Source organism: Actinoalloteichus sp. GBA129-24 (genome assembly GCF_001941645.1).
In the GTDB taxonomy this organism is placed as follows: domain Bacteria; phylum Actinomycetota; class Actinomycetes; order Mycobacteriales; family Pseudonocardiaceae; genus Actinoalloteichus_A; species Actinoalloteichus_A fjordicus.
Map to the genome: position 1 here is coordinate 6,738,869 of NZ_CP016077.1, position 12,364 is coordinate 6,751,232.

The 12,364-nt window shown below is 69.0% G+C and carries 10 protein-coding genes; 4 read left to right on the plus strand and 6 right to left on the minus strand.

What is annotated here, in order from left to right; all coding sequences use genetic code 11:
• Positions 1–141: 141 nt before the first annotated feature.
• The 4 genes from UA75_RS28905 to UA75_RS28920 are packed head-to-tail and all read left to right on the plus strand — an operon-like array spanning position 142 to position 3,336.
• Positions 142–414, plus strand: coding sequence for a helix-turn-helix transcriptional regulator (locus tag UA75_RS28905; protein ID WP_075742923.1), 273 nt, complete (start codon positions 142–144; stop codon positions 412–414).
• On the plus strand, positions 411–1,211 hold the full coding sequence (locus tag UA75_RS28910; protein ID WP_075742924.1) for a hypothetical protein: 801 nt from the start codon (positions 411–413) through the stop codon (positions 1,209–1,211). The genes UA75_RS28905 and UA75_RS28910 overlap by 4 nt, the downstream gene beginning before the upstream one ends.
• Positions 1,208–2,119 (plus strand): ABC transporter ATP-binding protein, encoded by a 912-nt coding sequence (locus UA75_RS28915; protein WP_075742925.1) that lies wholly within the window; start codon positions 1,208–1,210, stop codon positions 2,117–2,119. The genes UA75_RS28910 and UA75_RS28915 overlap by 4 nt, the downstream gene beginning before the upstream one ends.
• Positions 2,116–3,336, plus strand: coding sequence for an ABC transporter permease (locus tag UA75_RS28920; protein ID WP_083683751.1), 1,221 nt, complete (start codon positions 2,116–2,118; stop codon positions 3,334–3,336). The genes UA75_RS28915 and UA75_RS28920 overlap by 4 nt, the downstream gene beginning before the upstream one ends.
• A gap of 75 nt (positions 3,337–3,411) precedes the next feature.
• On the opposite strand, the gene UA75_RS28925 is transcribed toward UA75_RS28920, so the two are convergent.
• The 6 genes from UA75_RS28925 to UA75_RS28950 all read right to left on the minus strand — a co-directional run bounded on the left by UA75_RS28925 (position 3,412) and on the right by UA75_RS28950 (position 12,302).
• Complete coding sequence (locus UA75_RS28925; RefSeq protein ID WP_075742926.1) at positions 3,412–4,803, minus strand: cryptochrome/photolyase family protein; 1,392 nt, start codon at positions 4,801–4,803, stop codon at positions 3,412–3,414.
• A 144-nt stretch (positions 4,804–4,947) separates the two neighbouring features.
• Positions 4,948–6,252 (minus strand): citrate synthase, encoded by a 1,305-nt coding sequence (locus UA75_RS28930; protein ID WP_075742927.1) that lies wholly within the window; start codon positions 6,250–6,252, stop codon positions 4,948–4,950.
• A gap of 774 nt (positions 6,253–7,026) precedes the next feature.
• On the minus strand, positions 7,027–8,070 hold the full coding sequence (locus UA75_RS28935; RefSeq protein ID WP_075742928.1) for a carbohydrate kinase family protein: 1,044 nt from the start codon (positions 8,068–8,070) through the stop codon (positions 7,027–7,029).
• 201 nt (positions 8,071–8,271) lie between these two features.
• Positions 8,272–9,489 (minus strand): amidohydrolase, encoded by a 1,218-nt coding sequence (locus UA75_RS28940; protein ID WP_075742929.1) that lies wholly within the window; start codon positions 9,487–9,489, stop codon positions 8,272–8,274.
• A 308-nt stretch (positions 9,490–9,797) separates the two neighbouring features.
• Complete coding sequence (locus tag UA75_RS28945; RefSeq protein WP_075742930.1) at positions 9,798–10,724, minus strand: aldose 1-epimerase family protein; 927 nt, start codon at positions 10,722–10,724, stop codon at positions 9,798–9,800.
• 198 nt (positions 10,725–10,922) lie between these two features.
• Positions 10,923–12,302: an APC family permease gene (locus tag UA75_RS28950; protein WP_075744339.1), complete on the minus strand. Its 1,380-nt coding sequence runs from the start codon at positions 12,300–12,302 to the stop codon at positions 10,923–10,925.
• Positions 12,303–12,364: the final 62 nt, after the last annotated feature.

Consider the following 12,364-nt stretch of genomic DNA (forward strand, 5'->3'; position numbering starts at 1 on the left):
TGCCCTCCGACGAGCCTCGACGGGCACCGATCGTAGCCACCCGATCACCTCGCGAGACCGGATCTCGGCCTGGGCGGGTCCACGACCACCGAACATGAGTTCGTTTTGACTTCCTGTTGTGTTTTTGCAACATTGTGTTGCGTGAGCCCAGTCCGTAGGGGGAAAGACCTGCCGATCTTCAATCGGATTCAGGTGCTTCGGACCGAACGGGGGTTGTCGAGAGTGACGTTGGCGAAGGCGGTCGAGGTGAATCCACAGACGATCGGGGCGTTAGAACGCGGGGATCACTACCCGAGCCTCGACCTCGCCCTGCGAATCTGCGAGGTCTTCGGGCTGCCCGTCGAGGCGGTGTTCAGTCGAACCCCGTTCGCCCCCTTGTCCGAGGAGCTCTACGGCAGGCGGGGCGAGACGTGAACCGGCAGGAGACGCTCCGGCAGCGCTATCGCGAGATCCGCGTCGGCGCGCATCAACGCCGCCTGGAGCGGCTGGACCGCACGCTGCCCGCCTGGCGCGATCGAGCCCACCGCAGGCCGCTGGTGGTGACCTGCGGAGCCACCGCCGTCGCAGGCGTGCTGGTCACCGTGACCTCAGGCGGCGAACCGAGCTGGCGTCAGCTGCTCTGGCTCGGGTTGGTGGTCCTCTGGATCGCGCAGTGGATCCTGTTGCGTGTCGTCACCAGAGGCATCTCCGAATCCAGCACGCTGGTGCTCGACGAACGAGAGAGCGCCCTGCGGGACAGAGCGACCCGGTACGGCTTCATCACCGCGATGACTCTCAACGGGGCGGTCTGTGGAGCACTGGGTTCGCTGGGCGCCCAGCAGGTCACTGCGGCACACCTGGCCGTGGTGATCGCCTCGGTCACCCTGTTCTGCGGCACGGTCCCCGTCGGCGTGCTGGCCTGGACCCTGCCCGACGACGACCCGGCGGACCTGCTCGACGAGGTCGAGGAGGCGGGCGGCGCCGCGGCCACGCCTCGGCAGGCAGGCTCGACCACCGCAGTCACCGCAGAGAGCGCGGAGAACGCGCCCACCGCCCAGACTGTCCCCACCGCAGAGGCCCCACCACAGACACCGGAGTCGACCCGAGACCAGAACTTCCACCGCGAGGCTTCCACCGACGAGGCCGCCCACGGTGTGGAGCCCCGCGTCGCCCGCTTCGGCGACGCAGAACAGAGAACACCGCACGACAGAAATGGGGGAGGACGACAGTGAACGAGTCCACCTTAGAGATCGACCGGCTGAGCAAACGCTACGGCGAACTGGTCGCGCTGAACGAGATGACCTTCGAGGTCCGGTCCGGAGAGCTCTTCGGGTTCGTCGGCAGCAACGGTGCGGGCAAGACGACCACGATGCGCATCGCCATGGGGGTGCTCGCCACCGACTCCGGCGAGGTCCGCTGGCAGGGCCACGCCGTCGACTTCGACACCCGCCGCAAGATCGGCTACATGCCCTCCGAACGTGGGCTCTACCCGAAGATGAAGGTGCACGACCAGCTCGTGTACCTGGGTGAGCTGCACGGGATGGCCACGGCCGACGCACGTCGGGCCGCCGACGAGTGGACGGAGCGGCTCGGCCTCGCCGAACGCCGCAAGGACGAGGTGCAGAAGCTCAGCCTGGGCAATCAGCAGCGCGTGCAGCTCGCCGCCGCACTCGTCCACGACCCCGAGGTGCTCATCCTGGACGAGCCGTTCTCCGGGCTGGACCCGATGGCCGTCGACGTGATGAGCAGCGTGCTGCGCGAGAAGGCATCGGCAGGAGCGCCGGTGATCTTCTCCAGCCACCAGCTCGAACTCGTCGAGCGGTTCTGCGACCGCGTCGGCATCATCCGGTCGGGCGAGATGGTGGCCTGCGGCACCGTCGACGAGCTGCGCGGTGACGCGGCGCTGCGCATCCGGATCGACGTCCCCTCGGCGCAGCCGGGGTGGACCGACGCGATCTCGGGCGTGCGAGTCGTCGAGCAGACCGGCTCCGCCTACCTGGTCGAGCTGTCCCACGGCGTCGACGACCAGCAGCTGCTCGCCGCGGCGTTGGCGACCGGGCCGGTCCGCGAGTTCTCCCCCCACCGCCCCGCCCTCACCGAACTGTTCCGCAACGTCGTCAGTCAGGAGGTGGCGCAGTGAGCGCCCCGACTCCCTCCCGCAGCCGGGCGGTCAGCCCCACGAAGGCGATCATGCTGGTGGCCAAGCGGGAGATCGACACCCGACTGAAGTCGAAGAGCTTCGTGTTCGGCACGCTCGGCCTCGTCGCAGCCATCGCGCTCTACATCGCCATGATGACCTTCATCGGCGGCCGTGACAGCTCGACGTCCATCGGGCTCACCGGCGAGATGACCGCGATCTCGGCGGAGCTGTCCGCGTCGGGCGAGGCGCTCGGCGAGGACCTGGTCGTCACTGAGGTGCCCGACGCCGCCACCGGCGAGCAGCAGGTGCGCGACGAGGAGCTGGACGTCCTGGTCGGCGGCACTCCAGCCGAACCCCAGGTGACGGTGAAGACCGGCCTCCCCGACACCGTCGAGGTCCTGTTGTCCGGCATCGCCCAGCAGGCGGCGCTGAACGCCCAGCTGACCGCAGGCGGGCTCGATCCGGCGCAGGTCCAGCAGGAGGTCGCGGCGGCGGCGCAGGTCCAGATCACGCACCTCGACGAGGCCAACCCCCAGCAGGTCGAGCAGCTCTTCATCGGCATCGCGACCTGCTTCCTGCTCTACATGTCGATGATGATGTACGGCTCCTACGTGGCGCAGGGCGTCGTGGAGGAGAAGTCGAGCAGGGTCGTCGAGCTGCTGCTCGCCACCATCCGGCCCTACCAGCTGATGCTCGGCAAGGTCGTCGGCATCGGGGCGGTCGGGCTCGTACAGCTGCTGTCCATCGCGATCATCGGCGTCGGCGGCGCCGTGGCGGCGGGACTGCTGACGGTGCCGACGGCGGCGTTGAGCGCCGCGGTGTCCGGCCTGCTGTGGTACCTGCTCGGCTTCTTCCTGTTGGCCACCTTGGCGGCGGCCTCCGGGGCGCTGGTCTCCCGGCAGGAGGACGTGCAGTCGGTGATGATGCCGATGATGATGCTGGTCCTCATCCCGTTCATCCTGACCTTCACGCTGCTGGTCGGTGATCCGGAGAACGAGACGGGCGAATGGCTGTCGCTGCTGCCGTTCTTCTCGCCGTTCATGATGCCGGTCCGGATCGCGACCTCGGTGGTGCCGATCTGGCAGATCGGCGTGGCCGTCGTCCTCAGCCTCGTGGCGGCCGCGGTGCTGCTGGCGCTGGCGTCGCGGATCTACTCGAACGCCGTGCTGCGCACCGGCAGCCGGGTGAAGCTGAAGGACGCGCTGAGCAAGGCCTGATCCCACGCCGCAGACCGACTCGGCCCCGCTCTCGACTCGTGGAGCGGGGCCGAGTCCCGTCTCGGCAGCGGTCCGTCAGCGACCGCTGATCTCGCCGAAGCGGCGCAGCGCCTCCTGCCGTTCCTCGCCGTGATCGACCATCCGCTCCGGATAGTCGGCGGGCGCGTCCTCCCCTGCCTTCCACGGTTCGTGCACCGCCTTGCCTGCGATCCCCCGCAGTTCCGGGACGTGCCTGCGCACGTAGTCGCCGTCCGGGTCGAAGCGCCGCCCCTGTGTCACGGGGTTGAACACCCGGAAGTACGGCGCCGAGTCGGTGCCGCTGCCCGCGACCCACTGCCAGTTATGCTGATTCGACGCCAGGTCGCCGTCCACCAGCGCCGTCATGAAGTGCCGCGCACCCCACCACCAGGGCAGGTGCAGGTCCTTGACCAGGAAACTCGCCGTGACCATCCGCACCCGGTTGTGCATCCAGCCCTCGCGGGTCAGCTGTCGCATCCCGGCGTCGACGAAGGGGAAGCCGGTCCGTCCGGTTCGCCACCGTTCGAAGCGCTCGTCCGCGTCCGGACCCGTGTCGTAGGAGATCCGGTCGAAGCGCCGGTCGAGGTTCTGCCGCGCCGACTCCGGCTGATGCCACAGCACGTCGGCGAGGAAGTCCCGCCAAGCCAGTTCACGTCGGAAGGCCGTCGCGCCTTCTCCTCGATCGCCTGCCAGGTCGGCGAGCAGGGTGCGCGGGTGGACACAGCCCCAGTGCAGATAGGTCGAGAGCCTGCTGGTGCCGTCGGCCGAGGGCCGATCCCTGCCTTCCGCGTAGTCGGCGAGTCGCTCGTCGCGGAAGGACGCCCAGCGGTCCAGCCCGGCCCGCTCCCCCGCTGCGGGCAGTCGGACCTCGCCGAGGTCGTCGTCAGCGGGCACGGGCACCGCCGTCGGGCCGCCGCGAAGCGTGCCGGGGTCGATCCAGTCGATCGTCGAGGGATCACTCGCCGAGGGCTGCCGCCACCCGTGTTCACCCCAGGCCCGGCGGAACGGTGTGAAGACGCGATAGGGGGTGCCGTCCGGCTTGCGCACTCGGCCTGGCGAGACCGCGTAGGCGGTCCCGGTGCCGATCAGCTCCACGCCCTGTCCGGCAAGCCGTCGCTGCACCGCGTCGTCCCGACGTCGTCCGTACGGGCCGGTGTCGGTGGTGACGTGCACGGTGCGGGCGGACACCGCCTCGGCTGCGGCCGCGACCGCCTCGACCGGATCACCGTGCACGATGAGCAGTCGTCCGTCGAGCTGCTCGGCCAGCGCCCGCAGACAGCGGAAGAGGAAGGTGCGACGCGGGGCGCCCGCAGGCCCGAGCAGCCGATCATCGAGGACGAACAGGGCCAGCACCCGGCCTGCCCGTTCCCCGGCCGCCGCCATCGCAGGCTGATCCCCGCAGCGCAGGTCACGCCGAAACCACAGCACGCTCGTGTCGTCCCAAACCATGCTCGCGACGCTAGCCGCAGAGCATCGCCTGCGCAGCGGTGTCGTCGGCGGCGATCCGGCACCACCGGCACAGGAACCGGCCGACACACCACGAAGGGCACCCCTGCGGAGTGCCCTTCGTGACGGTGCCTGCGGTGCGGCGGATCAGCGCTCGGTGAGCGGGATGAAGTCCCGGTCGGTCGCGCCGGTGTACACCTGCCGAGGCCTGCCGATCTTGCGGGCCGGGTCCTCGATCATCTCCCGCCACTGTGCGATCCAGCCGGGCAGCCTGCCCAGCGCGAACAACACGGTGAACATCCTGGTCGGGAAGCCCATCGCCTTGTAGATCAGACCCGTGTAGAAGTCGACGTTCGGGTAGAGCCTGCGCTCCACGAAGTAGTCGTCGGACAGGGCCCGCTCTTCGAGCTTGAGCGCGATGTCGAGCAGCGGGTCGTCGACGCCAAGCCTGCCGAGCACCTCGTCGGCCGTCTTCTTGACGATGGCCGCGCGAGGGTCGTAGTTCTTGTAGACCCGGTGACCGAAGCCCATCAGCTTGACGCCGTCGGCCTTGTTCTTGACCTTGTCCACGAAGCTCTCGACGTTGCCGCCGTCGGCACGAATGCCGTCGAGCATCTCCAGGACGGCCTGGTTCGCCCCGCCGTGCAGCGGCCCGAACAGGGCGTTGATGCCCGCCGAGACGCTGGCGAACAGGTTCGCCTCCGACGAGCCCACCATCCGCACGGTCGCCGTCGAGCAGTTCTGCTCGTGGTCGGCGTGCAGGATGAACAGCAGGTCGAGGGCGCGGATGAGCGCCGGGTCGACCTCGTAGGGCTCTGCGGGCAGACCGAAGGTCATCCGCAGGAAGTTCTCCACCAGCCCGTGCGAGTTGTCCGGGTACAGGAACGGCTGTCCCACGGACTTCTTGTACGCGTAGGCCGCGATGGTGGGGAGCTTCGCCATCAGGCGAATCGTCGACATCTCGACCTGATGGGGATCGAGCGGGTTGAGGCTGTCCTGGTAGAACGTGGACAGCGCCGAGACCGCCGAGGAGAGCACCGGCATCGGGTGCGCATCGCGGGGGAACCCGTCGAAGAACCGTTTCAGGTCCTCGTGCAGCAGCGTGTGCCGCTGGATCTTGTCGGTGAAATCGTCGAGCTGGGCCTGGGTGGGCAGCTCACCGTAGATCAGCAGGTAGCTGACCTCGATGAAGTTCGACCGCTGCGCGAGCTGCTCGATCGGATATCCCCGGTAGCGGAGGATGCCTGCGTCACCATCGATGTAGGTGATGGTGGAGGAACAGGCCGCGGTGTTGACGAAGCCCGAGTCGAGCGTCACCAACCCCGTCTTCGCGAGCAACTTGCCGAGATCGATACCAGACGCCCCGTCGGTGGCGGGCACGACTGACATCTCATGGTCGCCGCCCTTGTGGCGCAGCGCGACGGAACGGTGAGCATTCGCGTCGTCGGGCATACTGGTCCCTCTCAACACTCGGACGAGACAACGCTCACCGTGCTAGTCGCACTACGCCACCGCAAGCCGAATCGGCTGCCCACAGCTGAAACGTCAGCACCGCCTCGTCGGGGTCCTGTCTCTCGCCACGCTAGTCCTCGGAATGGCCGCCGCCTACCCATCGCGTTAGCCGGCAGGCCCAGTTGGGATCACAATCACAGATTGGGGAGAGGCTCAGCTCACAATTGAGCCCGCTGAGGCCGCTCCGCCCGCCCGCGCGGTCTCCGGCGAGCGGACACCCCCGACCGACGGTTGCGCTACGGAGTCGGCGACTACTCCATCAGACGGATGCCTACGGCGGTCGAACGGCCGGACCCCGGCACCAGGACGGGGTGCAGCATCGGAGGCGTCCGCGAAGATCACCCGGAACGGAATGAGACGGACATCACACACAGTGATCGTTTCCGGCCGCTGGGCCGTCCGGGGTAGCACGACGGCGGAGACACCGAAGGCATAGATTCTTCACATTTCGACCCCGATCGGGCCGGATGAAGTGTCGATCCGTTCCCATTCTCGTGCCGGGACGATAAAGAAACCCGGATGCGGGCACTGATCGAGGACACGGAAAGTGACAATTTCCGGTGCCCTCGATCAGAAGATGTTCGGCCGCCCGCGAATAGTCGGCTCACCAGTCACCGAGGGCATCCGAAACCGAGGATGAGGTCATCGTCGGCGCCTGGACCGAATATCCGGGGACGACCAGGATCAATCGATTCGGCAGGCGCCATGCCGAACTCATCCCGTAGACCACCCCGCCAGTTCGGCGGCCCAGGGCGGTTCGGCGCCCTGCCGAGAACAGGTCAGGGCCGAGGCGGCCGCAGCGAACGACAGGCAGTCGGTCCAGCCGCCCTCGTCGAGGCCCGCGAGACCGGCCGGGGTCACGGCGCCGTGCCGATGCAGCCACGCCAGCACCGCGCCGGAGACGGTGTCGCCCGCGCCGATGGTGTCCACGACGGTGACCGGGACGCCCGGCACCTCGACGAGGCGGCCGCCGGAGAACAGGACCAGCAGGCCGTCGGCGCCTCTGGTCAGGATCACGGCGGCGGGCCCGGCCTCCTGCCATCGACGGGCCGCCGCCAGCACCCGAGGATCGACGCCGAGCGACTCCTGGGCACCGTCGACGCCGTGCGTCACCTCGGCAGGCTCGGACAGCGGGGCAGGCTCTCCTGGCTCGACGTCGGCCAGCCAGGCCGCGTCGTCGTCGGAGAGCTTGAGTACGCCGACGTCGGGCAGCCAGGACAGGAACCGGCTGCGATACGCCGCCGCGTCGGGGATGAGCGCGGCCCGGATGTTCGGGTCGAGCATCGTCAGCGTGCCGCGTCGCACCGCCCGCCGCAGCAGCGACTCGTACCGGCTCGCCCCCGGCTCCAGAACCATGCCCAGGGTCCCGAGGCACAGGGCGGTCACCTCGGCAGGCAGGGTGGCGGGCTCCTCGACCAGCCGATCGGCCGTCGCGGCGACATGGAAGGTGTACCGGGCCGAGCCGCCGCCGTCGAGGTCGACGACGGCGAGACTCGTCGGCTCCTGACCTCGCTGCACCAGTGTGACGTCCACCCCGGAGGCCGTGAGCCTGGCAAGCAGCGCCCGACCGAAGGAGTCGGTGGAGATCCGCGACAGGAAGCCCGTCGGCACACCGAGCCTGCCCGCCGCCATCGCCACGTTGAACGGGCCGCCCCCGAGCCGGGGCGACAGCGAAGCGAGATCGTCCTCGCAGGCTCGCCGATCCGCCGACTGCTCCGGAACGAGGTCGACCAGCGCTTCGCCGCCCACCAGGATCATCCGTACTCCTCATCGACAAGGTCACCGCCTCAGAGCCTGTCTTCAATCCCCACTGTCCTGTTGCGCGGGGCCAGCGCGGCGACGGAGGGGGATCAAAGACAGACTTTCAGACCGGCGTCGCCCTGACCTATCAGACCCGAGGCCGCGTGGGCAAGACGTCGATCGCCATCCTCGGCGGTCGACGGGAGCAGGTGCGAGGCCTCAGCCCTCGCGATAGAACGGATCGGCGATGGTCTGCTCGCGGGTGGCCTCGTCGTAGGTCAGGACCTCCCGGCCGTCGACGAACACCCGCAGCGCCCGACTCATCACGTCCAGCGGGTCACCGGACCACAGCACGACGTCGCCGTCCAGACCGGGTGTCAGCGAGCCGACCCGGTCGTCCAGGCCGAGGATGCGCGCCGGGTTGACCGTGAGCGAGCGCAGCGCTGCCGCCGGATCGAGCCCCTCCTTGACCGCCAACGTCGCCTGGTGCACGAGGAAGTTGATCGGGATGACGGGGTGATCGGTGGTGATCGCGATCTCCACGCCCGCCCGGTCCAGGATGCCGGGGTTGCGCAGGTGCCGCTGTCGCACCTCGACCTTGGACCGGGTGGTGAACAGCGGGCCGATGATGACCGGGATCTGCTTCTCGGCGAGCAGATCGGCCACCAGATGACCCTCGGTGCCGTGGTTGATCACCAGTCGGTAGCCGAACTCCTCGGACAGCCGGATCGCGGTGGCGATGTCGTCGGCCCGGTGCGTGTGCTGGCACCACGGCAGCTCCCGGTCCAGGACCTTGACCAGGACCTCCATCGTCGCGTCCCGTTCGAAGGGCTTGCCCTCCTGGCGGGTGTGCTCCCGCCGCTCCCGGTAGTCCTGGGCCTTCAGGAAGGCGTCCCGGATGATCGCGGCCACCCCGAGCCGAGTGGACGGCGTCTTCTTCTGCTCGCCGTAGACCCGCTTCGGGTTCTCGCCGAGCGCGCTCTTCACGCTGACCGGCTGCCGGACGAGCATCTCGTCGACGGTGCGACCCCAGTTCTTCACCGCGACGGTCTGGCCGCCGATCGGGTTGCCGGAGCCCGGCTTGATCACCGAGGACGTGACACCGCCCTCCAACGCGTCGTGGAAGCCGATGTCGGCTGCGTTGATCGCGTCCAGCGCGCGGAAGCGGGCGCCGTTGGGGTCGGTCATCTCATTGGTGTCCTGCCCCGCCCAGCCCTCACCCTCCTCGTGCACGCCGATGTGCCCGTGCGACTCGACGAAGCCTGGCAGCACCCATTGCCCGCTCGCGTCGATCGTGCGAATGCCGGTGGGCGCGGTGACCTCGGCGGCCGAACCCACCGCGACGATCTTCCCGGCCTGGATCAACACCGAGCCGCCCGAGATCGGATCGCGGTCGACCGGGACCACGTATCCGCCTGTGATGAGGACATCTGTCATGGTTAGCAACGCTAATCTCTTCGGCCGATCAGAGCAACGCGGCATCGACGTCGGCGCAGGCGATCGGCGGACCTCCGGCACCGCACAAGACAGTCCGTCGAGACCGAGACGGGCGGGCAGAACACCCGCCCGTCGTCGAATCACGGTCGAATCACACCCGCATCACCGTCGTATCGGGCTCCGCGACACAGACACCGGCGCCCGGCCGCAGCCCGTCGAGACCCGCCAAGCGAGGCCTGCGCCGTCGAGCCGCGCGCCGGGCGTCGGCGTGCGGGTGTGACGGCGACAGGCCGCCCCCGGCACCGCGATCACACCCGCCGGATGCCCCAGCTGCCCTGCCAGGTCTCGCCGGGCTCCAGCCAGATCAGATCGACGCCCGAGTTCAACGCGTCCGGCGGACAGGTCATCGCCTCGATCGCCACCGCAGGGCCGTTCCCGCCGAGGTCCTCCGGAGTGAAGACCTGCACCCAGCTGAACACCGGCTCGGCCCACACCTGCACTCCGGAGCCGTCCGGGCCGAGCAGGCTGTGCCGGACCAGACCCGTCTCATCCGGCCGACAGTCGCCGAAGGCGGTGTCCAGCGTGACCCCGCGCAGCGGTCGGCCCGCCCGGAAGTCGAAGTCCGTCCCGTCGACCGGCTCGGCGGGCCCGGTCGGCAGCAGCCGGTCGTCGACCGGGAGGACCGTGCCTGCGGGCAGCGTCAGCGTGCAGTCCAAGGTCGGCGTGTTCCCCGGCCTCGGGAACGGATGGGAGGCGACCCCGAACGGGCTGCGGCTCCGACCGATGTTGGTCGCGCGGTGGGTGATCGTGAGTCCGTCCGCGCCGACCTCGTAAACGACGGCCACCCGCAGCGGAACCGGCCAGCCCGCCTGCACGTTGACCGTCGCGGCGAGCTCGATCCGGGCCTCCCGCCGCTCGACGACCTCCCAGGAGGTCTGCCGGAGCAGTCCGTGGATCGCGTTGTGCCGGGCTGGCTCGGTCAGGGCGAGCTGCTGCGGCTCGCCGTCGAGGGTCCACCTGCCGTCCGCGACCCGGTTCGGCCACGGCGCCAGCAACGTGCCCGCGCCGAACGGCGGCAGCTGCTGTTCGGAGAAGGAGTGCAGGTAGGCGATCCCGTCGACCTCGAATTCGCGCAGGCCTGCGCCGACCTCGGTCGCGACCGCACGAACCTCGCCGTCTCGGATCTCGTACTGCTCGCCGGTAACGGGTCGGACGGCCTGGTCAGGGGACGACATCGTCGTGATCTCCTCAAGGGGAACTCTGGCCCGGCTGCGCCGGACGGGCTGTCGTGATCGAACTCTGTTGCCGATCGGCGGTCGTGCCGATCCGATGCCGCCGCACGGTGGCACGGCAGGATCGAGGGCACCGGGTTGATCCTCGGCGAGGTCGCTCCGGCCGGGGCGAACTGCGTTCGATCGGCGGAGGCAGGCGCGTCAGTCGGCTCGTCGCGAGCCCGCTGCCGGATCGACTGTCACCCTGCCCAGGATCATCCGGTTCACCGCCCAGAACACCAAGCCGATCACCAGCAGGATGCCTGCGATGCCGTACTCCTCCGCGGGCCTGCCGGTGAGCGGACTGGCCAGCAGGAAGCAGGTGATCGCGCCGAGCACCGGCACTGCCGTCGGGGCGCGGAAGTGTGCATGTGCCACCTCCTCGCGCCGCAGCACCAGCACCGCGATGTTCACCACGCCGAAGACCACCAGCAGCAGCAACGAGGTCGTGCCGCCCAGCAGGGCGATGTCCACCGTGCTGACGAGCACCACGGCCACCATGCTGGTGAACAGGATCGCCACCCACGGCGTACGGCGCACCGGGAGCACCCGCCCGAACTGCCGGGGAATGATCCTCTCCTTGGACATCCCGTACAGGAGCCTGCTGGCCATCATCATGTTCATCAGCGCCGAGTTGGTGACCGCGCAGATCGCGATGGCCGAGAAGAGGATCAGCGGGAAGCCGGGAGCGCCGATCCGCACGACCTCCAGCAGCGGCCCGTCGGAGGCGGCGAGCACGTCGGTCTCGACGAGCAGCGAGGACGTCAGCGCCACCAGCACGTAGATCAGTCCGGTGATGCTCAGCCCGAGTAACAGGCCGCGCGGGAAGATCTTCGCGGGCTCGTGGCACTCCTCGGCCATGTTCACCGAGTCCTCGAAGCCGACCAGTGCGAAGAACGCCAGCGCCGTCGCGGAGGTCACCGCCAGCAACGGCCCCATCTCGGCGTTGAACTCCAGCAGCCTGCCCGGATCGCCCGCCCCGTTGAGGACCGCGCCCACGCCGATGGCGATCACGATGAGCAGCCCGAGCAGTTCGATCACGGTGAGCACGACGTTGGCGATGAGGGACTCGGCGACACCGCGGAGATTCACCAGTGCCAGGAGAACGATGAACCCGATCGCGACCACCAGCGCGGGAACCGTCACGAACTCCTGGAGGTAGTCGCCGCTGACCGCGCGGGCCGCCGAGGAGGCCGAGGTGATGCCGGAGCACATCACGGCGAAGGCGATCATGAAGGTGAAGAAGGGACTGCGAAACGCTCGGTTCGTGTACAGCGCGGCGCCTGCGGCCCTCGGGTACTTGCCGACCAGCTCGACGTAGCTGAAGGCGGTGAGGAAAGCGATGCCGAACGCGATCAGGAACGGCACCCACAGCGCGCCGCCGACCACTCCCGCGACCCGGCCGCTGATGGCGTAGATGCCGGTGCCCAGCACGTTGCCGATCACGAACAACAGCAGCAGCCGAGGGCCCATCACGCGTTTCAGCGCGGGCTCCTCCGAGGCAGGCTGCACCGGTGATCCCCCACTGGTCCCGTTCACCATGACCATGGAGTGTGCCGCGCAGCCGACGATCCGGGTAGCGGCCGATGAGGATGGAACCCTTC